This window comes from Ottowia sp. (genome assembly GCF_047975795.1).
Taxonomy (GTDB): Bacteria; Pseudomonadota; Gammaproteobacteria; order Burkholderiales; family Burkholderiaceae_C; genus Ottowia.
The window spans coordinates 1-23,986 of the sequence record NZ_JBKEEE010000080.1 but is presented as its reverse complement, the minus strand read 5'-3'; the positions used below and the strand labels follow the sequence as shown (position 1 = coordinate 23,986).

General features: G+C 62.0%; 25 protein-coding genes and 2 pseudogenes. 9 read left to right on the top strand and 18 right to left on the bottom strand.

Going from position 1 to position 23,986, the window contains the following annotated elements; genetic code table 11:
- Positions 1 to 67 precede the first annotated feature (67 nt).
- The 7 genes and pseudogenes from ACK5NW_RS11675 to ACK5NW_RS11645 all read right to left on the bottom strand — a co-directional run bounded on the left by ACK5NW_RS11675 (position 68) and on the right by ACK5NW_RS11645 (position 5,816).
- Positions 68 to 616, bottom strand: coding sequence for an Lrp/AsnC family transcriptional regulator (locus tag ACK5NW_RS11675; RefSeq protein WP_416928400.1), 549 nt, complete (start codon positions 614 to 616; stop codon positions 68 to 70).
- Positions 617 to 760: 144 nt separating this feature from the next.
- Positions 761 to 1,159: pseudogene (locus ACK5NW_RS11670) on the bottom strand (Lrp/AsnC family transcriptional regulator); the annotation flags it as partial.
- On the bottom strand, positions 1,149 to 2,081 hold the full coding sequence (locus tag ACK5NW_RS11665; RefSeq protein WP_416928204.1) for an Lrp/AsnC family transcriptional regulator: 933 nt from the start codon (positions 2,079 to 2,081) through the stop codon (positions 1,149 to 1,151). The pseudogene ACK5NW_RS11670 and the gene ACK5NW_RS11665, both read right to left, overlap by 11 nt.
- A gap of 212 nt (positions 2,082 to 2,293) precedes the next feature.
- The gene (locus ACK5NW_RS11660; protein WP_416928398.1) at positions 2,294 to 3,499 is read right to left on the bottom strand and encodes a cytochrome D1 domain-containing protein; all 1,206 of its coding nucleotides are present in this window, start codon (positions 3,497 to 3,499) and stop codon (positions 2,294 to 2,296) included.
- Positions 3,426 to 3,590, bottom strand: coding sequence for a hypothetical protein (locus ACK5NW_RS11655; protein ID WP_416928396.1), 165 nt, complete (start codon positions 3,588 to 3,590; stop codon positions 3,426 to 3,428). Before ACK5NW_RS11655 ends, ACK5NW_RS11660 begins: the two co-directional genes overlap by 74 nt.
- Complete coding sequence (locus ACK5NW_RS11650; RefSeq protein ID WP_416928394.1) at positions 3,532 to 3,762, bottom strand: c-type cytochrome; 231 nt, start codon at positions 3,760 to 3,762, stop codon at positions 3,532 to 3,534. The genes ACK5NW_RS11655 and ACK5NW_RS11650 overlap by 59 nt, the downstream gene beginning before the upstream one ends.
- Before the next feature lie 305 nt (positions 3,763 to 4,067).
- Positions 4,068 to 5,816 carry a cytochrome D1 domain-containing protein gene (locus tag ACK5NW_RS11645; protein ID WP_416928202.1) on the bottom strand — a complete coding sequence of 583 codons (1,749 nt, stop codon included), beginning with the start codon at positions 5,814 to 5,816 and terminating at the stop codon, positions 4,068 to 4,070.
- A 253-nt stretch (positions 5,817 to 6,069) separates the two neighbouring features.
- Here ACK5NW_RS11645 and ACK5NW_RS11640 point away from each other — a divergent pair, with 253 nt between their 5' ends.
- Both ACK5NW_RS11640 and ACK5NW_RS11635 read left to right on the top strand, forming a co-directional pair.
- Positions 6,070 to 6,537 carry a VOC family protein gene (locus ACK5NW_RS11640; protein ID WP_416928200.1) on the top strand — a complete coding sequence of 156 codons (468 nt, stop codon included), beginning with the start codon at positions 6,070 to 6,072 and terminating at the stop codon, positions 6,535 to 6,537.
- 45 nt (positions 6,538 to 6,582) lie between these two features.
- Positions 6,583 to 7,032, top strand: a complete 450-nt coding sequence (locus ACK5NW_RS11635; RefSeq protein ID WP_416928198.1) for a hypothetical protein — start codon at positions 6,583 to 6,585, stop codon at positions 7,030 to 7,032.
- Between the two features lie 25 nt (positions 7,033 to 7,057).
- On the opposite strand, the gene rsxB is transcribed toward ACK5NW_RS11635, so the two are convergent.
- Both rsxB and ACK5NW_RS11625 read right to left on the bottom strand, forming a co-directional pair.
- Positions 7,058 to 7,747, bottom strand: a complete 690-nt coding sequence (gene rsxB / locus ACK5NW_RS11630; RefSeq protein WP_416928196.1) for an electron transport complex subunit RsxB — start codon at positions 7,745 to 7,747, stop codon at positions 7,058 to 7,060.
- Positions 7,744 to 9,234, bottom strand: a complete 1,491-nt coding sequence (locus ACK5NW_RS11625; protein WP_416928194.1) for a polyhydroxyalkanoate depolymerase — start codon at positions 9,232 to 9,234, stop codon at positions 7,744 to 7,746. The genes rsxB and ACK5NW_RS11625 overlap by 4 nt, the downstream gene beginning before the upstream one ends.
- 283 nt (positions 9,235 to 9,517) lie before the next feature.
- Here ACK5NW_RS11625 and ACK5NW_RS11620 point away from each other — a divergent pair, with 283 nt between their 5' ends.
- From ACK5NW_RS11620 to ACK5NW_RS11610, 3 genes are all read left to right on the top strand, one after another.
- Positions 9,518 to 10,321 (top strand): ABC transporter permease, encoded by an 804-nt coding sequence (locus tag ACK5NW_RS11620; RefSeq protein WP_416928192.1) that lies wholly within the window; start codon positions 9,518 to 9,520, stop codon positions 10,319 to 10,321.
- Positions 10,322 to 10,327: 6 nt separating this feature from the next.
- Positions 10,328 to 11,338, top strand: a complete 1,011-nt coding sequence (locus ACK5NW_RS11615; RefSeq protein WP_416928191.1) for an MlaD family protein — start codon at positions 10,328 to 10,330, stop codon at positions 11,336 to 11,338.
- Positions 11,339 to 11,445: 107 nt separating this feature from the next.
- Positions 11,446 to 12,078, top strand: a complete 633-nt coding sequence (locus ACK5NW_RS11610; protein ID WP_416928189.1) for a hypothetical protein — start codon at positions 11,446 to 11,448, stop codon at positions 12,076 to 12,078.
- A gap of 219 nt (positions 12,079 to 12,297) precedes the next feature.
- Here the strand turns inward: ACK5NW_RS11610 and ACK5NW_RS11605 are convergent, their stop codons facing one another.
- Positions 12,298 to 13,656 (bottom strand): GNAT family N-acetyltransferase, encoded by a 1,359-nt coding sequence (locus ACK5NW_RS11605; protein WP_416928392.1) that lies wholly within the window; start codon positions 13,654 to 13,656, stop codon positions 12,298 to 12,300.
- 41 nt (positions 13,657 to 13,697) lie between these two features.
- Here ACK5NW_RS11605 and ACK5NW_RS11600 point away from each other — a divergent pair, with 41 nt between their 5' ends.
- The gene (locus tag ACK5NW_RS11600; protein WP_416928187.1) at positions 13,698 to 15,362 is read left to right on the top strand and encodes an NAD+ synthase; all 1,665 of its coding nucleotides are present in this window, start codon (positions 13,698 to 13,700) and stop codon (positions 15,360 to 15,362) included.
- A gap of 104 nt (positions 15,363 to 15,466) precedes the next feature.
- Complete coding sequence (locus tag ACK5NW_RS11595; protein WP_416928185.1) at positions 15,467 to 15,805, top strand: P-II family nitrogen regulator; 339 nt, start codon at positions 15,467 to 15,469, stop codon at positions 15,803 to 15,805.
- Positions 15,806 to 16,005: 200 nt separating this feature from the next.
- On the opposite strand, the gene ACK5NW_RS11590 is transcribed toward ACK5NW_RS11595, so the two are convergent.
- The 4 genes and pseudogenes from ACK5NW_RS11590 to ACK5NW_RS11575 form a co-directional block, all read right to left on the bottom strand.
- On the bottom strand, positions 16,006 to 16,911 hold the full coding sequence (locus ACK5NW_RS11590; RefSeq protein WP_416928183.1) for a GntR family transcriptional regulator: 906 nt from the start codon (positions 16,909 to 16,911) through the stop codon (positions 16,006 to 16,008).
- A gap of 10 nt (positions 16,912 to 16,921) precedes the next feature.
- On the bottom strand, positions 16,922 to 17,221 hold the full coding sequence (locus ACK5NW_RS11585) for an antibiotic biosynthesis monooxygenase family protein (protein ID WP_416928181.1): 300 nt from the start codon (positions 17,219 to 17,221) through the stop codon (positions 16,922 to 16,924).
- A gap of 26 nt (positions 17,222 to 17,247) precedes the next feature.
- A complete protein-coding gene (locus tag ACK5NW_RS11580; protein WP_416928179.1) occupies positions 17,248 to 18,222 on the bottom strand; it encodes a Bug family tripartite tricarboxylate transporter substrate binding protein in 975 nt (324 codons plus the stop codon).
- A 44-nt stretch (positions 18,223 to 18,266) separates the two neighbouring features.
- Positions 18,267 to 18,865, bottom strand: a pseudogene (locus ACK5NW_RS11575) (isocitrate/isopropylmalate family dehydrogenase); the annotation flags it as partial.
- Between the two features lie 126 nt (positions 18,866 to 18,991).
- Here ACK5NW_RS11575 and ACK5NW_RS11570 point away from each other — a divergent pair.
- Entirely contained in the window at positions 18,992 to 20,692 is a 1,701-nt protein-coding gene (locus ACK5NW_RS11570) for a long-chain fatty acid--CoA ligase (protein ID WP_416928177.1), read from the top strand.
- Between the two features lie 60 nt (positions 20,693 to 20,752).
- Here the strand turns inward: ACK5NW_RS11570 and ACK5NW_RS11565 are convergent, their stop codons facing one another.
- The 4 genes from ACK5NW_RS11565 to ACK5NW_RS11550 form a co-directional block, all read right to left on the bottom strand.
- Complete coding sequence (locus ACK5NW_RS11565; protein WP_416928175.1) at positions 20,753 to 20,893, bottom strand: DUF3149 domain-containing protein; 141 nt, start codon at positions 20,891 to 20,893, stop codon at positions 20,753 to 20,755.
- Between the two features lie 213 nt (positions 20,894 to 21,106).
- Positions 21,107 to 21,745, bottom strand: a complete 639-nt coding sequence (locus ACK5NW_RS11560; RefSeq protein WP_416928173.1) for a hypothetical protein — start codon at positions 21,743 to 21,745, stop codon at positions 21,107 to 21,109.
- Positions 21,746 to 21,809: 64 nt separating this feature from the next.
- Entirely contained in the window at positions 21,810 to 22,481 is a 672-nt protein-coding gene (locus ACK5NW_RS11555; RefSeq protein WP_416928171.1) for a YitT family protein, read from the bottom strand.
- Positions 22,478 to 23,011, bottom strand: a complete 534-nt coding sequence (locus ACK5NW_RS11550) for a hemerythrin domain-containing protein (RefSeq protein WP_416928169.1) — start codon at positions 23,009 to 23,011, stop codon at positions 22,478 to 22,480. Before ACK5NW_RS11550 ends, ACK5NW_RS11555 begins: the two co-directional genes overlap by 4 nt.
- A 210-nt stretch (positions 23,012 to 23,221) precedes the next feature.
- On the opposite strand from ACK5NW_RS11550, the gene ACK5NW_RS11545 reads away from it, so the two are divergent.
- Positions 23,222 to 23,668 carry a universal stress protein gene (locus tag ACK5NW_RS11545; protein ID WP_416928167.1) on the top strand — a complete coding sequence of 149 codons (447 nt, stop codon included), beginning with the start codon at positions 23,222 to 23,224 and terminating at the stop codon, positions 23,666 to 23,668.
- The last annotated feature ends 318 nt before the right edge of the window (positions 23,669 to 23,986 follow it).

The following is a 23,986-nucleotide window of genomic DNA, read 5'->3' as shown; positions in this document are numbered from 1 at the left end:
TGTGCATGCTGGGGGAGAGCCTGCTTCAAGCAACGTCATAGGGGCACTGCTGGAGCCACCTCTTTCTTTATGAGTCGCTTCCTCCGCTTTCTATTGGTTGCCTGAGCCGCAGCCCGGTTTTTTTCAGGATGGTGCTGGAAAACAGCACGTCGCGTGCGCGGCAGGCGCTGCCCAGCAGGGCAGCGACGTGCTCGGCCTGGGTCAGCACGTCGGTGCGGGTGTGGCCGTGCAACATGGCGAACAGGTTGTAGGGCCACAAGGGCAGATCGCGCGGGCGGCGGTAACAGTGGCTGACGCCGGACAATTGGCCCACCTGTTCGCCCAGTGTGTCGACCAGTTCGTCAGGGATGTCCCACACGCTCATGCCGTTGGCGACGTAGCCCAGCCGGTAATGGTTGGGCACTGCGGCGATGCGGCGCACCACACCGGTGACCAGCAGATCGCCCAGGCGCTGGCGCACTTGTGGTTCATCCGCGCCCAGCAATGCGGCCACGCTGGCAAAGGGTTGGGGCGTCAGGGGCAAGCCGGCTTGGGTGGCGGCGATCAGGTTGCGGTCGAATTCGGTCAGCGGCTGCGGGGTCGCTGTCTGCTGGGGTGGCGATGCTTGCCGGGTCATCGTTTGTACCGAAATGTGGCTGGGCGTGGATGCGACCGAAGGCGTCGGTGCGTCGGCCAGCACCGGCAGGTACAGGCTGACGAAGTATTCACGTTCTTTGGGAAAGGCGTACACGGGCAAACCGGTGGCCGCCTCGATGGCATCGCGCGTGGCCCAGGCGGCAGCGGGGGTTTCGGCGGCGATGACGAACCACATGTTCAGCACATGCTCGCGCCGGTAGTTGTGCGCCACTTCAGCGAGGGCGTTGACCTGACTGGTGACTTGCTCAAAGCGATCTTCAGGCACTTGCAGTGCGGCAAGGATGAACTGCCCGCCCGCGCGTTCGATGTGAAACAACGGCCCCAGCCGGGTGAGTACACCGGTTTTGAGCAGGCGATCCAGGCGGTCGATGACCTGGCCTTCGCCAAGGCCGAGTTCGGTGCCTACGTCGGCAAACGGGCGCTGGCTCAAGGGCAGGCTGATTTGCAGCCGGTCAATGAGCTGCGCGTCCACCAAGTCGATGCCTGGGGGCAGGGCCGGTTGTGGGCGCGAATCAGCCGACATGAAGGGCCGGTGCAATGACTGGCGAGGAGGAGGGTGCATGGGCGGCAAAGTAGCGCCCGCCTTGCTGCTTGAAGCGGCGCTGACTGAACAGCACTTCGTGTGGCAGCCGGGCCAACCCGGCGGCGCTGATGGCTGTTTGCAAGGCGGCCAGGGTTTCAGCGCGGTGGCGGCCGTGCACCATGCAGTACAGGTTGTACGGCCAGCCGGGTGCGCGCGTGCGGCGGTAGCACAGGGTGACGCCGGGCTGGGTGGCCAGCCGCTCGCCCAGCGCATCAACGGCATCGTCGGGTGCGTTGAAAACGGTCATGGCGTTGGCGGTAAAGCCTGCTTCATGGTGGCGCACCACTAGCCCCAGGCGGCGCAGTGTGCCTTGCGCCAACCAGCGCTCAAGCGTGTCCAGCACACGCTGCAAGGGCCAGCCCAATGCAGCAGCCCAGGGAGAGAATGGCTCCGGTGTCAGAGGCAAACCCGATTCGAGCAGGGCAGCCAAAGGCATGTCGGCGCTGATGACGGAAGGCGCAGCTTGTTGGGGTGCGTGGTGGTTGGAGTGGGGCTGGTGCAGATCAAACCCCAGGTCGATGCGGTAAGCGCGCTGCATGCGCAGGCGCAGCACGGGCAGTTGGGTTTGTGCCTCGATGGCACTGGTGGCGGCTTCGACCTGCGCAGCATCGCAGCCGGTCAAGACGAACCACAGGTTGATGGTGTGCTCGCGCTCGTAATTGTGGTTAACACCCGGCTGGGCCGATACCATGGCGGCCACTTGTTCCAGCCGATCAGGCGGCACCTGCATGGCGCATAGCTGCGCTGCGCCGCCCACGCGCGGTGCCCACACGCCGCCCACACGGCTGATGGCTCCTTGCGCCAACAAACCTCGGCAGGCGTCTATTACTTCAGTTTCTGTAGCTGAAAGCGCTTGTCCCATATGCGCAAACGGCCTTTTTTGTATGGGAAAACCACGCTGCCAGTTGTTCAGTAGCTGTGCAGCGATGGGGGCGTGTGCGGGTCGATCCATATCAAAAGGTCGTGGAGCAGGCCCGTCCAGCGATCGCCGTGGCCGGGCATGTACCGGCTACTGGCGATGTACCCCTCCCGAAGAGAGAGGGGGAAGGCGCGAAGCGACTCAGGGGGTGCATCTCAAAACCCCGTCCGCGCCGCGCGCGATGAAAAGAAAATGCCGCTGGGCGACTGCGCAGGCAGCACGGCCAGCGTCTTGAAGCTGGTGGTGTCGATAACGCTGATGTGGCCCGCATCGCGGCTGCTGATCCACACGGCTTCGCCGCGCGGGGTGAATTCCATATGCAGCACGGCCTTGCCGGGCTTGAGGCTTTTGACGATCTGGCGCGTGGGCGTATCGATCACCTGCACGGTGTCGTAATCGGGCACGGCAAAGTTGACCCACACCTGCCGCCCGTCGGGCCGCGCCATGACGAATACGGGTTGTCCGGCGACAGGGATGCGTGCCACTTCCTGCCAGGTACTGGTGTCGACCACCAGCACCTCATGACGCCCAATGGCGGGCAAATAGGCGTAACGGCCTGCCACGGCCCAGCCGCGCAGGTGAGGCATTTTGAAGACAGGCAAAGGCTGCTCGCCCCGACCATAGCCATCCAGAATCCGTTCTACCCGCGGCTGTGCAGCCCACAGGTCGAGTTTGGCCAGGCCGTCTTCGCCAAACAGACCCGCAATATAGGTGCGGCCGTCGGGGGTGACCAAGGCGTCGTAAGGCTGCTTGCCAATGTTGGCAAATTGGGTGATCTGCGGTTGGGCCGGGTTGCTCAAGTCAGCAATCCAGATTTGGCCAGCATCAAACAGTGAATAAACAAAGCGCTGGCCAGGCAGGTCGGCTAGGCCGACCACGCGTGAGGGCTGACCGCCCACCACGGCCGGAATGTCGGCCACCAGCGCCAGCGTGCGGGCGTCAAACACTTTGATGCCGCCGGGCTTGTAGTTTTGCGCCACCACCAGCGTGCCGTCTTGCGAGATGGCCCCGCCAATGCTGTTTCCCGCCTGCTGCACACGGCTTTCGATTTGGCCGGTGAGCAAGTTGACCTTGGTCAGCGCGCCATCGCGCCCGAATACGTAGGCGGTGGCACCGTCGCGTCCATACACCACCGAGGCGTGCGACAGATCGCCCAGGCCCGTGATGGTGCCCAGGCGCGTGCGCGCCGTGGTGTCCAACACGCCCAGGCTGCCGGTTTCGCGCTCAATGACCAGCCCCAAGTCGCCGCTGCCGCGGCCTGCGGGTACCAAAGGGGCTGCGGCTGCATCAGAAGGCGAGTGCGCGCATCCAGCCAGGCTCAAGGCTCCGGCGCTGATGGACAAACCGGCCAGACTGGCCAGAGCGCTGCGGCGAGAGGGTAGAGCAAAAGGCGTCATCGTGACTCAAGAGGAAAACCGGCTTGCAGTTGGCTGGCGATCCAGCGCGCTTCAGGCTCGGTGAGCATGGATTGCCAGCCCGGCATGGGGGTGCCGGGGCGGCCGGTGTAGATGGTGGCGGTCAGGCTGTCCAGGGGCAGGACGGACATGGCGGGGGCAGTTAATGCGGGGCCAAGGCCGCCAGTCAAGTGGATGCCATGGCATGAGCCGCAGTCTTGCCGCACCATCCGCACGAGCTGGGTTTGGCGCGCCATGCTGGGCGTGTCATTGGATGTGCTTGCGGATGTGCTTGCCGTGGTTTGCGCAAAGGCTGGCACAACCAGCAGCACCGCAGCAAGAAGCAGTGAAATCCGAAAATGCCGGAAATTCTGAAAAACCCAATGTGTCATGTGAGGAACAGAAAAAATGGGCGCAGTGAATACAAAAAACCCGCAGCGTGTCCCTTTTGCAAAAACGGGGCAAGCGGCGGGCCTGGTGCTTCAAACCACCAGCGCAGCTTATGAAAGCGAGCGCTGGCAGTTTATGCGAGCCATCAATACACGTCGTGCATGGTGTTGTACACGTTGAACTTGCCCGTGGGGGTGATCAGCTTGGGATCTTTCAGCACGGTTTTGCAAGTGCGTGTCTTGTCGTCCACCACCACCAGGGCCGATTCCTTGTTCTTGGCGCTCCACACCGAGAACCAGACTTCGTCACCCTTTTGGTTGTACTCAGGCTGCACCACACGCTTGGCACCATCGTCCTTGATCTCGGCGCAGGCGGCGATGTCGATGATTTGGGCAGGCTTGCTCAAGTCACGAATGTCGAACACCGCAATGCTCTGGCTGATCTTCGGATCGGGGTTGAGCGTGGTGTCCACCCACAGGTTGGTGGACTTGGGGTGCGTCTTGATGAACAGCGAACCGCCACCTTGGCCCTTCAGGCTTTGCACCACTTTCCAGGCGTTGGCTTTGTGCTTGTCGGGGTCGGTGCCGATGACGGCAATGCTTTCATCGCCCAAGCCAGAGGTTGCCCAGACGGGGCCGAACTGCGGGTGCTTGAAGTTGGCACCGCGACCAGGGTGAGGGGTTTTGCCCACGTCGACGATGGAGGCCAGTTTGCTGGTCTTGGTGTCGATCACCACGATCTTGTCGGACGCATTGGCCGCTGTCATGAAGTAGCGCTTGCTGCTGTCAAAACCACCATCGTGCAGGAACTTGGCGGTATCGATCTGGGTGGTTTTCAGGTTGACCAAGTCGGTGTAGTCCACCATCCAGACCTTGCCGGTTTCCTTGGCGTTGACCAGGAACTCGGGCTTTTCGTGGCTGGCCACGATGGCGGCCACACGCGGCTCGGGGTGGTATTCGTTGTCCACCGTCATGCCGCGGGTTGCGACGACTTTGCGTGGCTTGAGCGTGTCGCCGTCCATCAGCACAAACTGGGGCGGCCAGTAGGTGCCGGCAATGGCGATCTTGTCTTCCCAGCCCTTGAATTTGCTGGTTTCCACGCTGCGCGCTTCCAGACCAATCTTGATTTCAGCCACGTTGTCGGGCTTTTCCATCCACAAATCGATCAGGTTCAGGCGTGCGTCACGGCCAATCACGTACAGGTAGCGGCCCGATGCCGACAGGCGCGAGATGTGCACCGCGTAGCCGGTTTTGATGACGTTGATGATCTTCTTGGTGTCGCCATCGATCAACATCACCTCGCCCGCGTCACGCAGCGTGACCGAGAAGATGTTGTTGATGTTGTAGTTGTTCATCTTCTTCGTCGGCCGCTGGGCGACGGGGATGTACTCCTTGCGCGACTTTTCCATGTCGGCCAGGCTGAATTCAGGCGGTGTGGGAGGGTCGTGCTGGATGTAACGGGCCATCAGGTCCACGGTGGCTTCGTCAAAGTCGCCCGAGGTCAGCCAGTTGGGCATGCCAGCGGGCGAGCCATAGCCGATGAAAACTTTCAGGTAATCCGTGCCCTTGGCAACGGTTAGATCCGGTGTCAGTGGTTTGCCGGTCGCTCCTTTACGCAGCACGCCGTGGCAGCCTGCGCAGCGCTCGAAATAGATTTGGCGGGCCTTGTCGAATTCAGCCTGCGTCATCGGAGGCGCTTTTGGGTTGGACGACTGGTGCATTTCAGCGCCCGCCAGCGGAGAGGCCGCGCCCTGGTACTGGGCTTCGGCTGAATTCGTGGTGGTGGTCGCTTCGCCTGGTTTGGCGGGAGCGCCCTGGGCCATGGCCAGGCCGGAACCCAGCAGCATGGCGGTCGTCAGTACCGCAGTGAGCGGCGAAAGTTTAGACTTCCTCATTAATTTCTTCATCATGTGTTCCATGTCGCCTAGAGCAGCCGAAGGTGGAATGCCCGTCGACGGCTGCTTGGATCAGGTCGGGCACCCAGCATCTTCCGGGCCGCTGGGGGGTGCGTCCTTGACTTGGTTCAACTTGGAAAGTCTGACCCTGTTAATTGCGTGGTTATCGCCCTTCGACAGGTTGCCAGCGGCCCGACTTGAGCGCCTTGCGCCACAATGCGGGACATTTTTTTTGTTTCAGGAGCGTTTTTTCATGTCCCGTCCATTCAAGGTGCTCGGTATCCAACAAGTGGCCATTGGCGGCCCTGACAAGCTCAGGCTGCAAAAGCTGTGGGTTGACATGCTGGGCCTGGAGATCACGGGCACTTTTCGCAGCGAGCGCGAGAACGTGGACGAAGACATTTGCGCCATGGGGCGCGGCCCTTACAAAGTTGAAGTGGATTTGATGCAGCCGTTGGATCCGGCCAAAAAGCCTGCCGTGCACACCACCCCACTCAACCACATTGGCCTGTGGATCGACGATTTGCCCCAGGCGGTGGAGTGGCTGACGGCCCAGGGCGTGCGCTTTGCGCCGGGTGGCATTCGCAAAGGTGCGGCGGGTTACGACATCATCTTTTTGCACCCCAAGTCGAACGACGAATTTCCGATTGCGGGCGAAGGCGTGCTGATCGAGCTGGTGCAGGCTCCTGCCGAGGTGGTGGAGGCATTGGGAGCGCTGTAATGGGGCGGTGGAATCTGACCATGTGGCTTTCAAAGTGACAAAAACATGAAGTTCTTTGCCATCTTGGTCCTGCCCAAAGACACAGACGTTGCCCATACCGAGATGGTCGAGGACGCGGCATCAAAAATGATGCAACCCTTCAAGATGTGGGAAGAAGGCGATACCGTTGATGGTGCCGGTTTTCCCTTGGAAGGTGATGGGTACTGGGATTACTACTCGTGTTGCTCCAAAGATTGCATGGCGCACAGAGAGGCGGAAGGGCGCTTCGGTTATTCGGCTTATGCGGGAGTGCCGGAAAATCAGCCGCTCGTCGTCTTTCCTGTTGAGCAAGTTGGTGGCGAAGGCGTAACCGATTCGATCGTGACCCCCGATGGCCAGTGGCACAGAAGCCAAGCAAGCTACACCCAAGACGATTCCTCGTGGGAGGCGAAAGCGCTGGGTATCTGCCAATCGTATTCAGGCTATTTTGGGGTTTTGCTTTTCTGCCACGGCTGACCCAGGTGGCGTGCGCTCTTCAAGCTCAGGCTTGGTCGCGCTTTGCGCGGGCGCGGGCCAGGGCGGCTTCAACAATGGCGCGTTTGCGTTCCAGCTCAGTGCCCTGGGCGTTTTTGGTCAACTCAGGCAGGTGGGCCAGTGTGTGGGCGGCTTCTTTTTCCAGCCGATCGACACGTTCTTGCTTGGCGCGCTGGCGGCGCGTGCGGGTTTGCTCGTAACGCAGGCGCGCAGATTCGGCCTGTTCAGGTGACCAAGCGGCCCAACCGGTTTGTGCGCCGGTGACGTTGTCGAGGTGAATGCAATCAACCGGGCAGGCGGGCACGCACAGCTCGCAGCCGGTGCATTGCGGCTCGATCACGGTGTGCATGCGCTTGTGGCTGCCGATGATGCAATCGATCGGACAAGCCTTGATGCACAGGGTGCAGCCGATGCACCAGTTTTCGTCGATCCAGGCCACCTGGCGCGGGCCTTCAACGCCGTTTTCGGGGTTGAGCGGCTGGACGGGTTGGCCGGTAAGGGTGGCCAGGCGCGCCACGCCTTCAGCGCCGCCGGGTGGGCACTGGTTGATGGGCACGTTACCCGTTGCAATGGCCTGTGCATAGGCGGCACAGTCCGGGTAGCCGCAGCGCGTGCACTGGGTTTGTGGCAGCGCGTCCAGCAGCCGCTGGACCAGCACGTGAGCGGGTTGAGGTTGTTGGCCTTTGAATTCAGTCAACGCGTTGCGATAGCGCCGGAGCGGCGGCGCGACGTGGCTTTTTTGACCGGTGTGCGGCTCGCGCTGGTTTTCTTGGCGGGTGCAGCCGTTTTGGCGCGTGCCTGAGGCCGTGCTTGGGATCGTGTTTTGCTGGCAGGCTTGGCAACGCTGTTGACAGGCTTGACAGGCGCTGAGGCGGTTGCTGCCGACTTGCTGGCGCGGCGCTCTTCATGAATGTCGGCGTTGCTGCCATGTTGGGCGATGAAGGCTTTGACGCGCGGGTACACCACGGTGCGCCAGCGGCGACCGCTGAAGATGCCGTAATGTCCGGCATTGGGCACTTCCATGTGCTCGGCCTGCGTGCGGGGGATGCCCTGGCACAGGCCGTGGGCGGCGCGGGTCTGGCCTTTGCCTGAAATGTCGTCCAGCTCGCCTTCGACGGTGAGCAGGGCCGTGTGGGCGATGTCTTGCGGGCGCACGCGCTCGATCTTGCCCTTGGGCGAGCGCACGTCCCAGGTGCCGTTGACCAGCTTGAAATCCTGGAACACGGTGCGGATGGTTTCCAGGTAGTAATCGGCGTCCATGTCGAGCACGGCGTTGTACTCGTCGTAGAACTTGCGGTGCGAATCGGCGCTGGATTCGTCGCCTTTGATCAAGTCCTGAAAGTAATCGAAATGGCTGTTGGCGTGGCGGTCGGGGTTCATGGCCACAAAGCCCGCGTGCTGCAAAAAGCCGGGGTACACGCGCCTGCCTGCACCGGGGTAGTTGGGAGGCACGCGGTAGATGACGTTGTTTTCAAACCAGTTGTGGCTGCGTTCTACGGCCAGATCGTTGACGGCGGTGGGTGATTTGCGCGCGTCGATGGGGCCGCCCATCATGGTCATGGTGACGGGGGTCTTCTCGCCCCGGCTGGCCATCAGCGACACCGCCGCCAGCACTGGCACCGTGGGCTGGCATACGCTGATGACGTGGCAGTTGCCGTAAATGTCTTGCAGGTGGCGGATGAAGTCCTGCACGTAGTTGACGTAATCGTCCAGATGAAATTCGCCTTCGGACAGTGGCACCATGCGGGCGTTTTTCCAGTCGGTGATGTAGACCTTGTGGCCCTCGAGCATGGTTTGAACCGTGTCGCGCAGCAGCGTGGCGTAGTGGCCGGACAGCGGGGCCACGATCAGCACTGGGGGCTGCTTTTTCAGCGCGATCAGCGTGTCCGGGTCGTCCGAAAAGCGCTTGAAGCGGCGCAGCTCGCAAAACGGCTTTTCAATCTCGACCCGCTCGTCGATGGCCACGTGCACGCCGTTGATGTCGATGGCGCGGATGTCGAACTGAGGCTTTTCGTAATCTTTGCCCAGTCGGTGCATCAGCGCATAGGCGGCGGCCACGCGCTGGGCCATGGGCATCTGGCCCAGCAGGGTGTGCGGGTTGCCATAGACCTTGGAGGCGGCGTCGGCCATGTCGGCAAAGGGTTCGATCAGGTTGCGCTGGGCTTCGTAGATTTGATAGAGCATAAGGACGTTGAAAGTACGGTTCAGCAGGTACGTTTGGTCACACTGTTGCGGTGCAATATAACGCAGCGGAGCGAAAAAATCAGTGGGTGGTTTTCTCTAAACCGGGCACCAGTCACGACAGCGACATGGCAAGAGATGTTGCGACGCAAAAGCTGTCAGCAGGCTGACGGCCAGCGGGCGAGGGTGTTCGTTTTACGAACATGGCGGTCACACGTTTCGCTGAGTTGTGATGCTTCTTGATTGATAGCGTTGATTGAAGGTGGCAAGCGCGTATCATGGTGGTATGAGCGTTGAATTTTCGTTGAACCAATGGCTGCTGGATGTGGGCCAGCGCGTGGGGCAGTGGCTGCGCGGCTGGTGGTTGATGCTGTTCATTGGTGTGCAACTGGCGGTGCTGGCGCTGTCGCCATCAAGTTACCGGCGTGCAGGGCGCAGCGCGGTGCTGCGGCAGGTGTACGCCGCGGCGGCACCGGGGCTGCCGGGCTTTACCACGCTGATGGCGCTGTTCAACGTGGTGGTGATCCGCATCGTGGTGGTCACCGCTTTTGCCTATGGGCTGACGCCTTACGCATTGGACACTGTGGTGCGCGTGCTGGTGCTGGAGCTGATTCCGCTGGCCGCAGCGCTGTTCGTGGCGGTGGAATACAGCATTCCCGGCGGCTCAGCCTTGTACAAGCTCAAGCGCGATGGCGGTTTTGCCGCTTTGCGCGCGCGCGGGATCGATCCGCTGATCCACGAGGTGCTGCCGCGTGTGCTGGCTGGTGTGGCCGCCACGCTGCTGCTGGCCGCGCTCAGTTGCGTGATCTCGCTGGTGCTGGCCTATATTGGGGTGCACGGCTTCACGCTGGCAGGCATGGCGTCGTACAACCGGGCGGTGGGCAGCATTTTTGACCCCGTAGTGTCAATGATCTTTGGGCTGAAAACGCTGCTGTTTGCCGCTGCCGTGGCTCTGCTGCCGGTGGTCAACGCCCTGCGCGAGCACCGACCGCGCACTGGACGCACCAGTGTCGAGTTGCAAGGGCTGGTGCGCATGTTCGTGCTGATGCTGGTGATTGAAATGGCGTCGCTGGTCGGCAACTACTATTGACAACCCATGAGTGCTTTATCTTCAGACTCCGCCGCCGCACTGCCGCTGGACAGTGACCGCGCCCAGCGCCGCCTGGAGCGTCGCGCCGTGCTGCTGCTTTTGACCATGGCGCTGCTGATTGCGGGCGCGGTGCTGTACCTGATGTGGGCGCGTGGCGCGTTCGAGCAAACCCAGGCACTGGTGCTCACGGCCGATGATTCTGATGGCGTGTCGGTCGGTATGGACATGACGTTTTCGGGCTTTCCGATAGGCCGCGTGCGTCGCATCGAGCTGGCCGCGCAGGGCACGGTGCGCATTTTGGTCGACGTGCCGGTCAAAGACGCGCACTGGCTACGCACCTCCAGTGTGTTCACGCTGGAAAAAGGGCTGGTGGGCGCAGCCCGGTTGCGCGCTTTTACTGGCATTGCGGACGATCCGCCTTTGCCAGCGGGGGCTGAGCGTATGGTGCTGCGTGGCGACGTGTCGGCGGAAATCCCGCGCATGGTGGCCGACGTGCGTGACGTGCTGCAAAACGCCAAGCGCATGACGGACGAAGGCTCATCGCTGTCGCAGACGCTGGAGCAGGTGCGCACGCTGGCAGAAAAGCTCAACAGCACCCAGGGCGGCGTGATGGGCGCGCTGACCGGCAACGAAGCCGATGCCCGCCGCCTGGGTGAGCTGCTGGCGCGCAGCAGCCAACTGGTGAAAAACCTGGATGCTGTGGCGCAACGCACCGATGGGTTGCTGAAAAAAGCCGACCAACAAGTGTTGGGCGACAACGGCTTGGTGACCGATGCGCGCGCTACCGTGCAGCAATTGAACACGTTGCTGCAAGGCGTGGGGCAAAGCCTGACCAAGGTCGACGGCATGCTGAAAGACGCACAGGCCACCGCCAGCAACGCACGTGCAGCCAGCGCCAATCTGGGTGATCTGCGTGCCGATGTCGAAGCCAGCCTGGCCCGCATCGACGCCCTGATCACCGAGCTGAACCGCCAATGGCCGTTTGCCCCCAAAGCGCAAGAGGTGGAGCTGCCATGACACGATCTCTTCACCACAAGCTGACACCGCAGCCACGGCATAGCACTTGTTCTTACAAGCCAAACCAAGCTTTACCGAAGGTGCGCCATGCGCTTGCGATTATTGGTTTGACCGCTTTTCTGGGTGCGTGCAGCAGCGGCCCGCCCGTGCCCGATTGGAGCTTGAGTGCGCACGGCCATGTCGAGCGTGCCCGCGTGGCCTGGCTGCGCGGACAAGACCGCGTGGCTGCACGCGAATTTGACTTGGCCCGTGCCGACATGGCCCGCACCGGGCGGCCTGAGCTGGTGGCGCGGGTGGAACTCAACCGCTGTGCCGTGCGCGTGGCCGCACTCGACTTTGACGACTGCCCCGGTTTTGCCCCGTTGGCTGCCGACGTGACCGAAGCCGAGCGCGCTTACGTCGCCTACTTGCAAGGTCAAACCACGCCCGCGCAGGCCGCTTTGCTGACTGAAGCGCAGCGCGCCGTGGCTGGTGGCCGCGCCAGCTTGGGCGGCGCCCAAGATGCGGTGTCGCAACTGGTGGCCGCCGGTGTGTTGTTCCGTCAGGGGCAGGCCACGCCTGAGGTGGTGGCCCAGGCCGCCGAGATCGCCTCGCACCAAGGCTGGCCGCGCGCGCTGCTGGCCTGGCTGGGCGTGCAGCTCAGGCTGGCCGAGCAGCGCGGCGATGCGCAAGAGGCCGCGCGTCTGCGGCGGCGCATGGATCTGGTGGCCCCGGCTGACAAACGCCTGGCCGCACCTTAAGCCGAATGAAAGCCAGATCGGCGCACTTCAATACGCATGCTTTGCATGCCGCAAAAGTTTCGAGCGACCACAGTCTGCCGCGCCTTTCAACAGATTCATGATCTCAGCGCAGCACTGGCGCAAGGCGCAGGCTTGGATTGAATCCGGCAAGATGTATGGCCGCCGGGGCAGCGCATAGCTTGCGATTCTTGCCGCGCGGTGATCGTTCGTGGTTGAGCATCATTCGGACGTTGGATCTGCGCGCTTGGACTGGCGAAACGGCGTGCGCGTTTGCAGGTGAGCCATGTAGCGCGCCACGCCCGCACCTTCGCGGTGCAAAAAGTCGTCTACCGCCTGGGCAAAAGCAGGGTGCGCCAGCCAATGGGCGCTTTCGGTAACGACTGGCATCAGCGCACGCGCCATTTTGTGTTCGCCCTGCGCGCCACCTTCAAAGCGCGCTACACCGTGCGCAATGCACCACTGCAAGGGCTGGTAGTAACAGGCTTCGAAGTGCAGACTGTCCACCCGCTCCAGTGCGCCCCAGTAACGACCATAGGCGACAGTTTGGGCATAAAACTGACCGTTTCCGCTCATTTGGCTTGTATTGATAGCTATTAAACTGGTAGCAATCGGTGTGCCATCCCGTTCGGCCGTGAACAACACCCAGTGCTCGGCCATGTCCTGCGCCATCGCGGTGAAGAAGGCAGGATTGAGGTACGGCGGGTTGCCGTGCTCAAGGTACGTGCGTTCGTAGCAGCGGTAAAAAAAAGCCCAGTCTGCCGGGCTGATGTCCGCCCCGCGCGCCCACCGAAAGCGCATACCCGCTTGCTGCACCTTGCGGCGCTCTTGCCGAATTTTTTTGCGCTTGTCCTGCGTGAGCGAGGTTAGAAAGTCGTCGAAACTGGAAAACTGTTCTCCCGATACCTCCGATCCGTCGCCGGGCAGCGCAGCAGGCAAGCGCGGGGGCGAAGAAACCGTCGCTGGGCCGTTCCCAAGGCGGTTTGCGGCCCCCTCGGGGGGCAGCGTACCGCGCGCAGCGGGGGAGCGTGGGGGCTTCATGTTCTTCCAGTGAAACTGCACCTGCTCGCGCCGCATAAGGCCCGCAGCGTTGCAGGCGGTGTGGTCGGCGGTATCGCCAAACAGCACGTGCAGCGATGACAAGCCCTTGTCTTCGCACCAGCAGCGCACGGCGTCGATCAGCGCCCGCCGCGTGGCCGCATCGCGCGCCAGCAGGCGCGAGCCGGGTACGGGGGTAAAGGGCACGGCGATCACCGCCTTGGGGTAGTAGGGCAGGTCATGCTCTTCGTAAGCATGTGCCCAGGCCCAGTCGAACACATATTCGCCATACGAGTGGCTTTTGACGTACAGCGGGCAGGCGGCGGCCAGATCCGGGCCGTCCCACAGCAGGGCAAAGCGCGGCACCCAGCCGGTGCGGGGCACTGCGCTGTCGCTGGTGTGCAGCGCGCTCAGATACTCGTGCCGCATGAAGGGCGTGGGCGTGGCCTGGCGGGCCAGCAGGGCGTTCCAGGCCGCCGCGCTGACGGCCTGCGGGGAGTCGATGATTTGCAGGCGCAAGGGCAAGGGCGATGGTGCGCGCAGCGCGGTACCATGCGGGTCGGTTTTGTTTTCAGGCACCGTGTATGACTCTCCAAATTGCCGTGGCGCAACTCAATTTCACCGTGGGTGACATGACAGGCAACGCGCAAAAAATCATCGACGCTGCGCACACTGCATACGCCCAGGGCGCGCGTTTGCTGCTCACGCCTGAGTTGTCGGTTTGCGCGTACATCGCTGAGGATTTGTTCTTGCGTCCGTCGTTCATCACAGCCTGCGATGATGCCGTGAAAACTATCGCCCGCGAGACGGCGGGGTTGAACGGCATGGCCATTGTGGTCGGCCACCCGGTGGGGCGCGACCAGCGCAACAAAAGCATCAACATCAGCCAGCGCATCAACGTCGCCAGCGTGATCCGCGAAGGCCGGGTGATCGAAAATTACGCCAAGCGCATGCTGCCCAATTACCAGGTGTTTGACGAGCGCCGTTATTTCGCGCCGGGGCAGGGCATTGGCGTGTTTCAGGTGGGCGATGTCAGCGTGGGCCTGCTGATTTGCGAAGACGCCTGGTTTGAAGAACCCGCCCAACTGGCCAAAGAAGCGGGTGCCGAGCTGCTGGCCGTCATCAATGCTTCGCCCTTTCATGTAGGCAAAGGCTATGAGCGCGAGGCCATGATGATCGAGCGCGTCAAGGCCACGGGCCTGCCGTTGGTGTATGCGCACATGGTGGGTGGGCAGGACGAGGTGGTGTTTGAAGGCCACTCCTTCGCCGTCGGGGCCAACGCCCAACTGGCAGGCCGTGCGCCCAGCTTTGTCGAGCAGTTGTATTTTGTGGACGTAACCCGCACGGCGAATGGCCTGACGCTTGCGGCCCCCACCGCGCCCGCGCGCGACCATGATGCCGATTTGTGGGACGCGCTGGTCATGGGCCTGCGCGACTATGTGGATAAAAACGGTTTCAAAAGCGTGGCGCTGGGCCTGTCGGGCGGCATTGATTCGGCCCTGGTGCTGGCCATTGCCGTCGATGCGCTGGGCAAAGACGCCGTGCACGCCGTGATGATGCCCAGTCCCTACACCGCCAGCATCAGCTTGCAAGACGCGCGCGAGATGGTGCGCCGCCTGGGGGTGCGCTACGACGAGATTTCCATTCTGCCCGCATTCGAGGCGTTCAAAATATCTTTGCAGCCGCTGTTTGGCGACAAGCCCGAAGACACCACCGAAGAAAACATTCAGGCGCGCATTCGCGGCGTGATGCTGATGGCGCTTTCCAACAAGCATGGCCATCTGGTGCTGACCACCGGCAACAAAAGCGAATACGCTGTGGGTTACTGCACTCTGTACGGCGACATGTGTGGCGGCTATGCGCCCATCAAGGACGTGGTGAAAACGGCGGTGTTCCGCATGGCGCGCTGGCGCAATGTCCACGACCCTTATGGCACCGGCAGCAACCCGATTCCTGAACGCATCATCACCCGCCCGCCCAGCGCCGAGCTGCGCGAGGATCAGACCGATCAGGACAGCCTGCCGCCCTATGAAGTGCTGGACGCCATCATCGAGCGTTACATGGAAAACGATATGGGCATAGCCGAGCTGGTGGCTGAAGGCTTTGCACAGGCCGATGTGGAGCAGGTCACGCGCCTGATCAAGCTCAACGAATACAAGCGCCAGCAGTCTGCGGTGGGCACGCGCGTGACGCACCGCAGCTTCGGCAAGGACTGGCGTTATCCTATAACCAACAAGTTCAGAGCCTGAACCCGGTTTGCCCTTCGCGTGTTTGTGGCGCAAATATGCGGCACATGCATGCGGCACATGTATGCGACGCGAAGCATTGGTTTTTTTATATCCAGGAGCCTGTCATGAAACAGATCACCGCCGTCATCAAACCCTTCAAGCTGGAAGAAGTGCGCGAAAGCCTGGCCGAAGTGGGCGTTACCGGCCTGACGGTGACCGAAGTCAAAGGCTTTGGTCGCCAAAAAGGCCATACCGAGCTGTATCGCGGTGCGGAATACGTGGTCGATTTCTTGCCCAAGGTCAAAATCGAAGTGGTGGTCAGCGAAGCCGATGTCGAGCGCTGCGTGGAAGCCGTGGTCAAGGCCGCGCGCACCGGCAAGATTGGTGATGGCAAGATTTTCGTCACCCCGGTCGATCGCGTGGTGCGCATTCGCACGGGTGAAGAAGACGATTCGGCGGTGTAAAAGCGTACCCAAAGGGCTGAGAGCGTGTTCAAAGTCTCTGCGCGGGTGTGTGGGCGCGGCCTCGGGCGGTCTGCTGCATTGCAAATCCTCGCGATACCGCCAGGTATCGCTGCGGTTTGCGCCTTGCAGCCCATCCCGATCCGCATCCCACACCCCTCACGCTGAGACGTTGAACACGCTCTGACACGCAGCCACGTTCTTCAGCGGGCTGACTTTTCCCGCGCTGCGTCGCGCAAACGCAAACGGATGAAGTCGGCCGCCGCCTCGCGCTGGTCGGATAGCAGCAGTTCAATCAACACTTTGTGCTCACGACAACGGCGTGCAGCGGCGTTGCGGTCAACGTTTTTCTTGTATTCCATCAAGCGGCGTAAACGGTTGATGCGTTTGAGAGATTCGATGATGAACACATTGCCCGAAAAACTGGCAATGGTTTCGTGCAATCGGGCATTGGCGTCAAACAGTTGCGCTGGTGATGCCCATTCCACTGCGCCGTCAATCAACGCTTGCTGCTCGACAAGGCATTGGCGTAGCGCTGGCACATCGATCTGAAAGCCTGGCTCCAGGATCGCCGCAGATTCGACCAGGATGCGAAAGCGATAGCCTTGGTCGTAGGTGTCCGGCGAGGTCAGAATGGGCAAAAAACGCCATCCGTGCCCAGGTGCCCGCTCAGCCCAGCCCTCGTGCACGATGCGCTGTAGCAGCATGCCCAACTGCGTTTTGGTCAGGTTGTAGCGACGCATCAGGTCGCTTTCGCTGAGTTTGTCTGGGAGCTTGCCGCTCAACCGGTCGTCGGCCACTTGCAGGTACAGCGCTTCGGTGTCGTCGGCCTCTGCTGGCGGCAGCAGCGCCAGCGTTGGCCGTCGAGCGGTGTGGGCCACCACGTAACCGCCGTCCTCGCGTGCTTTGACAGCGCCCTTGGTTTCCAGCCGCTTCAGGGCCTGGCGGATAGGCGAGCGCGAAACATCCAAGCGCTCGGCCAGGGTGCGTTCGGCCAGCGCTTGGCCGGGACGCAACTCGCCTTGGGCCATCAGGGTTTCGATGCTGAGCGCCAGTTGCTCGGCCAGTTTGCTTTGGCGGCGGCGTGGCGTGGCCTGTGTCTGACTCAAGGTGCGGCTTTCAGGGCGTTTGGGGCGCTTCAAAGTGTTCGACCAGCGGTGCCTGCACAAAGTAGGGGCCGATGATGGTGCGCCACTCGGCAAATGCGGGTGACTGACGAAAGCCCACGGTGTGCGCTTCCAGCGTCTGCCAGCGCACGATCAGAAGCACACGCTCCGGGCTTTCCAGGCCGCTCAGGATCTCGTGGCCCAGGTAGCCTTCGGCCTTGCTCAACACGCGCTGCACGGCATCTGCCATGGCGGATTGAAACTCGCCCCGTTTTTCGGGCGCAACGCGGAAATCTGCAACCTCAATGATCATGCCCTGGACTCCTGAATACGTGAAAATCAATCGGATGTGATGCGGTTTTTGTCGATGACGGCTCTCCACCGATCAGATTCAGCCTGGATGAAGTCGCCGAAAGCTTCGGTCGATCCACCTGCGGGTACCGCGCCCATTTGCAACAATTTCTGCTGCGTGGCAGGCTCGTGCAGGATGTGCTCCACCTCCTGATTCAGCCATTGTAGGACTGGGCCTGGTGTGCCTGCGGGGGCCAACAGGCCGTACCAAGCGGGGGCGTCGAAAGTGGGCACCCCGGCTTCGGCAAATGTGGGAACGCTGGGCAGCTCGGTCAGGCGCTTTGGGCCAGACACTGCCAGTGCCTTGACTTTGCCGCCCTTGATGTGGTCCAGGGCCGAGGGGGCAGTGTCGAAAATCATTTGAATCTGCCCGCCGATCAGGTCGGTCATCGCGGGTGCGCTGCCTTTGTAAGAAATGTGTGTCATCGACACGCCAGTGATGGAGGTGAACAGCTCGCCCGCCAGATGGACGGAGGTGCCTTTGCCACCCGAGCCGTAGTTGAGTGCATTGGGTTTGGACTTGGCCAGCGCCATCAAATCCTGCACGGACTGCACCGGCAGTGCCTGATTGATCACCAGCACGGTGGGCGAATTGGCGATGTGGGCGACGGGGGTGAAGTTTTTGCGCACGTCGTACTTCAGGTTTTTGTACAGCGTGGGGTTGATCGACAGCGTGACCTGGCCGAACAGCAGCGTCTGGCCGTCGGGTTTGGCGCGTGAAGCCAGTTCGTTGGCGATGTTGGTGCCAGCACCGGGCTTGTTTTCGATGATGAAGCTGGCCCCAGTACGCTCGGTCAGGCGCGAAGCGACGATGCGGGCCACGTTGTCGCTGTCGCCCCCAGGGGAAAAGGGCACGATGATGGGCACTGGACGGCTGGGGTAGCCGTCAGGGCCTGCGGCTTGAGCGGTGAAAGCGGCTACGGCGGTGGCGATGGCCACGATGAATTGAGCGTTGCGTTGCATGAGCGTCTCCTGTGGTGGTGCGAAGGTTTTCAGGCATTCAGCGCCTAGGCAACGGCTTGGCCAAAGGCTCGTGTGCCGCTGTTGCCACCAATGTCAGCGGTGCGGGTGTCGGGATTGGCCAGCGTGGCTTCGACGGCGGCGTGCATGGCGCGGCCAGCGTCAGCGAAGGCGTGTAACTGGCGCTTGGCACCGATCCAGTCCAGCAGCATGGCCACCGACAGCAGCATCGAGGTTGGGTCTGGATATCGGGTGCTGAGCCATGCTGGGCTTGGGCGCAGCACAGTTCGTCACCGGCCATCACCGAGCCGGCCAGGCCCAGGCTACCGGAGAGTTCACTGGCCAGATCGGACAGGATGTCGCCGTAAAAGTTTTCCGCCACCAGCACGTCAAAGCGCTCAGGGTGGCGCACCAGCCAGGCGGTGCTGGCATCGACCAACAGGTCGTTGAATTCGACTTCGGGAAAGTCCTTCGCCACGCTGTGCGCGCACTCCAGGAACAGTCCATCGGTCATGTGAAAACTGTTGGCCTTGTGGATGGCAGTGACTTTCTTGCGCCGCGTCATGGCCAGTTCAAAGGCGCGCCTGGCAATGCGCAGGCTACAGTGGCGCGTGATCTTGCGCACGCCGATGGCCATGTCGGGGCTGCTGTGGTGCATGCCGTGGTCGTCACGGAGGAGACAATTTCGCCCGCCTTTTTTTGGACGTACCCCGGTAGGATGCGTGACGCGGTGCCTCCCGCGCTGCGCTGAAGAAACAACAGGAGACACCCCATGCGCCCGCACTTTCAGTTCTGGCCCGCGCGCCTGCCGCACGCCATCACGCCGCCTGCCACCAACTTGTGGCACAACCTCGTCATCAGTGCCCAGCGCTACCCGGACAAGCCAGCCGTGGTGTTCTTTGGCCGCGTGTTGACTTATGCCGGTTTGAAGGCGCAGGCCGAGCAATTGGCGGGCCACCTGCGCGCCCTGGGCGTGGCCAAGGGCGACCGCGTGGTGCTGAACATGCAGAACACGCCGCAGTTGATCGTGGCGCACTTTGCCATTCTTCGTGCTGATGCGGTGGTGGTGCCCGTCAACCCGATGAACCGGGCCGAGGAACTGAAGCACTACATTCTCGACCCCGAGGCCAAAGTGGCCCTGACCACTGGCGATCTGGCCCCTGAGCTGGCAGCGGCCAACAACGCGCTGCCTGCGGACCAGCGCTTGCAACACCTGATCGTCACGCAGTTCACCGATGCCTTTGATGCCGACGGGAGTGCAGCAGGTGACGACGCGCCGCCCGCCACCTGGCGCGACTGGTTGTTCATGCGCCACCCGCTGCCTGTGCTCGATGGTGGTCAGGTGCATGACTGGAACGAAGCGCTGGCGCGCGGTGGCCCGCTGGGCGATTTGACCCATAGCCCTGCCGATCTGAGCGTGCTGCCCTATACCAGCGGCACCACGGGCCTGCCCAAGGGCTGCATGCACACGCACGCGTCGGTCATGCACAACGCGGTGGCCTCGGCGCTGTGGGGCAATGGCACGGCAGAAACCGTGGCGCTGTGCGTGGTGCCCATGTTCCACATCACTGGCCTGGTCTGCGTGATGCATGCAGCGGTTTACCTGGGGGCCACGCTGGTGGTCATGCCGCGCTGGGACCGCGAACTGGCCGGCCGCCTGATTTCGCGCTGGAAGGTCAGCAACTGGACCAACATCCCCACCATGATCATCGACTTGCTGGGCAGCCCCAACCTGGACAGTTTTGATTTGAGCAGCCTGCGCCTGATTGGTGGTGGCGGTGCGGCCATGCCCGCTGCCGTGGCCCAGCGCCTGCAAGAACAATACGGCCTGAAATACGCTGAAGGCTATGGCCTGACCGAAACCGCCGCACCGTCGCACCAAAACCCGCTCGATCGCCCGAAGCAGCAGTGCCTGGGCATTCCCTTCATCAACACCGACGCGCGGGTGGTTGACCCCGATACTTTGCAGGAAGTGCCGCAGGGCGAGCAGGGCGAAATCGTCATCCACGGGCCGCAGGTGTTCTCGGGCTACTGGCGACGGCCCGACGCTACCTCAGCGGTGTTTTTCGAGCTGGATGGCAAGCGCTTTTTTCGCTCAGGCGATCTGGGGCGGGTGGACGAGGAGGGCTACTTCTTCATCACCGATCGCTTAAAGCGCATGATCAACGCCAGCGGCTTCAAAGTCTGGCCCGCCGAGGTCGAAGCGCTGATGTTCAAACATCCGGCTATTCAGGAAGCTTGTGTGATCGGCACGCAAGACGCCTACCGGGGTGAATCGGTCAAGGCCGTGGTGGTGTTGCGCGCTGCACACCAGGGCCAGGTGAGCGAACAGGACATCATGGACTGGTGCCGCGAACACATGGCCGCCTACAAAGCGCCGCGCCAGGTGCAGTTTGTCGACAGCCTGCCCAAAAGCGGCTCAGGCAAGGTGATGTGGCGTGCGCTGCAAGAGGCAGAAAGCAAAGCCACCTGATGATTTCAAAACAATGGCTCATTACGCTTGATAAACAAGTGTTGGAAGTCAGTTTGATGCTCAATCCTCTTCGCTTGGCGGCGTGGCCATCTTGCGCAGGAAAAAACGCAGGTACCACACGCCCATGCCCAGCATGAACACGATGACGGCCAGGCTCAGCAGCCCATAGTCAGTCGAAAACAAGTCTTGCCATAGTTTCATCGCAGCGTTCTTTCATAAGATGTGTTTTGAGGAAGATGCGATGACTTTGCGCCTCAGCGCACGGTGCTGTGTTGCGGCGTATCAAAAGCGGAGATATATATAAGTAATTGCGCAACTACATTGATCTGCATCAGAAGCGGACAGTGGCGGATGTCGGCGTAGGTGACGGATACAGCCGCAGCAACAGACCCCGTCAGCACGCATCAGCGTGAATCAGTGCGAAGGTGAGGGCGGTTTGCCAAGGTACAGTGGGTCTGACCAGGTGGCCAGCCAGTGCGGTTTGAAGGCCACGCAAATGGCCACCATCATGCCGGTCAGCACCGCGTCGCCCCAGGCGATGAGCCAGCGTGCGACCATGGCCAGATCAGGCTCGACGGTCACGGCCAGGGCGTGGCCCGTCCATTGCGCCAGCGCGCCGGTGATGAACATGCACAGCGCTGTGCCCAGAAAAGCGCGCCCCAGAATGTAGACAAACAGGTTGCGCCACACCCAGCGCCGCAGCGCCATGCCCAGGGCGAAAGACAGCGTCACCGGCACGATGCCCAGCCACACCCACATGTCCACTTGCTGCTGCCAGCTCATGGGTGCCACCACGCCCACCAGCAATGCCACCACGCCCAGCATGGGCACCGCCAGCGGCCAGCCCAGAGCCAGTCCGATCAGGCAGGCCCCCGACAATTGCAACTGCACCGGCATGCGGTGCAGCCAGGGCAGTGCCCACAGCCAGGGCGTGATGACCAGCGTGGCCAGCAGGGGCGAGATCAAGCCCGCATGACCCAGCAAGCGCCATGGACGCAGGGCCATGGCCACAGCCAGTGCCACGACAGCCATTGAAAGGGAAAGCAGTTCCATCAAAAATTCAAGGTGGTGCAGTTGCGTCAATGAAAGACGACACTGCCATACTTGTCCCCAATTTTCACACCGCCATGTAGCGTCCTGGGCGGTGGTTGATGGCCAGCGTCATGTTCAGCACCACCGCGCCCAGCACCGACAGTGCGACATGCCAGGCGTCGGTGACGCTGAAGGCGGCCAGCACGATCAGCGAGTCGATCACCAATTGCACGCGCCCAGCGCGCCAGCCCCAGCGGTTTTGCAAAAACAGCGCCACCACGTTGATGCCGCCCAGGCTGGCCTGGTGCCTGAACAAAATCAGCAAGCCTGTGCCCACCAGCAGCCCGCCCAGGATGGCGGCGAACGTGGGTGACAGATGATCCAGCCCAATGACCTGCGGCAACTGCCATGAAATCAACGACATCAAACTTACTGCCGCCACAGTGCGCAGGGTAAAGCTGCGCCCCATCATCTTCCAGGCGAACAGGTAAAACGGCAGGTTGACGGCAAAAAACACCGGCCCGAACGCCCAGCCCATGGTGTAGCTGATGAGCAGAGCCAGCCCCGCCGTGCCGCCGGTAAGCAGGCGCGCATCGCTGAACAGCATGGCACCCAGCGCCACGAACAGCGTGCCCGTCAGCAGGCCCAGCACGTCTTCGTGCGCACGATGCGCCAGCGAAGGTGCGGCAGGCGATTCAAATGCCGAGATGTCTGTCGGTGCGGGCGATGTGGGTATGGCAGTGTGGGCTGAATTCACGCGGCAGAGACTGAAGTGGATGTGGCAGAAGTGGATGTGGCGTCAGCAGCAGTGTCTGGCTCGCTGCATGTGGCACCGCCGCAGCCATGAATGGCCTCGGCAGGCACGGCCTGGGCGTGGGCGATGGTGCCGGTGGCAGGATCAAAGCCCACGCGCTGCAAATGCATGGCCAGCGCCGCATCCATGGTGTCGGCGTGGTGTACGAACCAGGTGGCCAGCTCGCGCGCCATCTGGCGGATGGGGGCCATGTCGCCCGCCTGGCCCATGGTCAGGCCCTTGCGCATCACGCCCAGCACCATGGCGTGCTGAGTGGTGTGACAGTTGGTGGCGGCAAAGCCAGTGGTGTGCATGTACTGGTCTTCGTTGTCGAAATGGATTTGCGTGTGGTCCACCAGTGCAGACCAGGCCGGTATCAACGTATCGTCGGGCGCGGCTTCCACGGTGGCCAGCAAGTCTACAAACTCTCGATGCGTGGTGTCCATGGCGGGCACGCCCAGCAGCAACTCATCGGTCCAGACCAAGGTGGGCATGAGACAGGTTCCTTTATGTCAAGTTCAGCGTCGGGCGAGATCTCGCGCCGGAGACAAAAACAGCCAAGCAAAAACAAGCAAGCCTATGCGGCCAAGGTGATGAAGCCCTTGATGCATGTCATCCCTTGGCTGCGTTGGCATTCGCCGCATGTCAATGAACGCGCACGCGGGTGCACAATGGGGGTTAAGTTTTGCAGCAAGGAGTTCATCATGTTCAAGCACATTCTGGTACCGATTGACGGATCTGCCACGTCGCTGCGGGCGATCGACAAAGCCACCAGCCTGGCCAAGGCGTTTGGCAGCAAGGTAACCGCGTTGTACGTGATTGACCCTTACCCTTTCACCGGCGTCGGGGCTGACTTTGCGCTGGGGCAAGACCAGTACCTGGATGCGGCCAAGTCCGAGGCCAATGCCGCCATGGAGGCCGCGCGCGTGCAGGCACAAAACGTCGGCGCGACGATCGATTCGCTGGTGACCGAGGCGCACACCGCCTGGCGCGGCATCATCGACACTGCCACCCAACTGGGAGTGGATTTGCTGGTGATGGGATCGCACGGTCGCCGCGGGCTGGAAAAATTGGTGCTGGGCAGCGTCACGCAAAGCGTGCTGGCCCACACCCGCATCACCACGCTGGTGGTGCGCGACGCCGCAGATTGAGAGCCTGTTCAAAGTCTCTGCGCGGGTGTGTGGGCGCGGCCCCGGGCGGTCTGCTGCGTTGCAAATGCTCGCGATACCGCCAAGTATCGCTGCGGTTTGCACCTTACAGCCCATCCCGATCCGCACCCCACCCCTCACGCTGAGACGTTGAACACGCTCTGAGTGATCGAGTACCGAGCGGCCCATCATCGGCAAGTTAGGGAAGGTCTGCAAAAGTCAGCCCCATGACGGCCTGATCTGAGACAGTGGAGCGATGCAACAGACAAGCCTTGCCACCACTGGATTCGAGCTTGCAGCCAAACGCACGCGCAAGCGTGC

Coding starts and splice junctions, on each gene's coding strand:
- ACK5NW_RS11675 (WP_416928400.1), bottom strand. CDS start 616: ATGACCCGGCAAGCATCGCCACCCCAGCAGACAGCGACCCCGCAGCCG.
- ACK5NW_RS11665 (WP_416928204.1), bottom strand. CDS start 2,081: ATGGGACAAGCGCTTTCAGCTACAGAAACTGAAGTAATAGACGCCTGC.
- ACK5NW_RS11650 (WP_416928394.1), bottom strand. CDS start 3,762: ATGGTGCGGCAAGACTGCGGCTCATGCCATGGCATCCACTTGACTGGC.
- ACK5NW_RS11645 (WP_416928202.1), bottom strand. CDS start 5,816: ATGAGGAAGTCTAAACTTTCGCCGCTCACTGCGGTACTGACGACCGCC.
- ACK5NW_RS11640 (WP_416928200.1), top strand. CDS start 6,070: ATGTCCCGTCCATTCAAGGTGCTCGGTATCCAACAAGTGGCCATTGGC.
- ACK5NW_RS11635 (WP_416928198.1), top strand. CDS start 6,583: ATGAAGTTCTTTGCCATCTTGGTCCTGCCCAAAGACACAGACGTTGCC.
- ACK5NW_RS11625 (WP_416928194.1), bottom strand. CDS start 9,234: ATGCTCTATCAAATCTACGAAGCCCAGCGCAACCTGATCGAACCCTTT.
- ACK5NW_RS11620 (WP_416928192.1), top strand. CDS start 9,518: ATGAGCGTTGAATTTTCGTTGAACCAATGGCTGCTGGATGTGGGCCAG.
- ACK5NW_RS11615 (WP_416928191.1), top strand. CDS start 10,328: ATGAGTGCTTTATCTTCAGACTCCGCCGCCGCACTGCCGCTGGACAGT.
- ACK5NW_RS11600 (WP_416928187.1), top strand. CDS start 13,698: ATGACTCTCCAAATTGCCGTGGCGCAACTCAATTTCACCGTGGGTGAC.
- ACK5NW_RS11595 (WP_416928185.1), top strand. CDS start 15,467: ATGAAACAGATCACCGCCGTCATCAAACCCTTCAAGCTGGAAGAAGTG.
- ACK5NW_RS11585 (WP_416928181.1), bottom strand. CDS start 17,221: ATGATCATTGAGGTTGCAGATTTCCGCGTTGCGCCCGAAAAACGGGGC.
- ACK5NW_RS11580 (WP_416928179.1), bottom strand. CDS start 18,222: ATGCAACGCAACGCTCAATTCATCGTGGCCATCGCCACCGCCGTAGCC.
- ACK5NW_RS11570 (WP_416928177.1), top strand. CDS start 18,992: ATGCGCCCGCACTTTCAGTTCTGGCCCGCGCGCCTGCCGCACGCCATC.
- ACK5NW_RS11565 (WP_416928175.1), bottom strand. CDS start 20,893: ATGAAACTATGGCAAGACTTGTTTTCGACTGACTATGGGCTGCTGAGC.
- ACK5NW_RS11560 (WP_416928173.1), bottom strand. CDS start 21,745: ATGGAACTGCTTTCCCTTTCAATGGCTGTCGTGGCACTGGCTGTGGCC.
- ACK5NW_RS11550 (WP_416928169.1), bottom strand. CDS start 23,011: ATGCCCACCTTGGTCTGGACCGATGAGTTGCTGCTGGGCGTGCCCGCC.
- ACK5NW_RS11545 (WP_416928167.1), top strand. CDS start 23,222: ATGTTCAAGCACATTCTGGTACCGATTGACGGATCTGCCACGTCGCTG.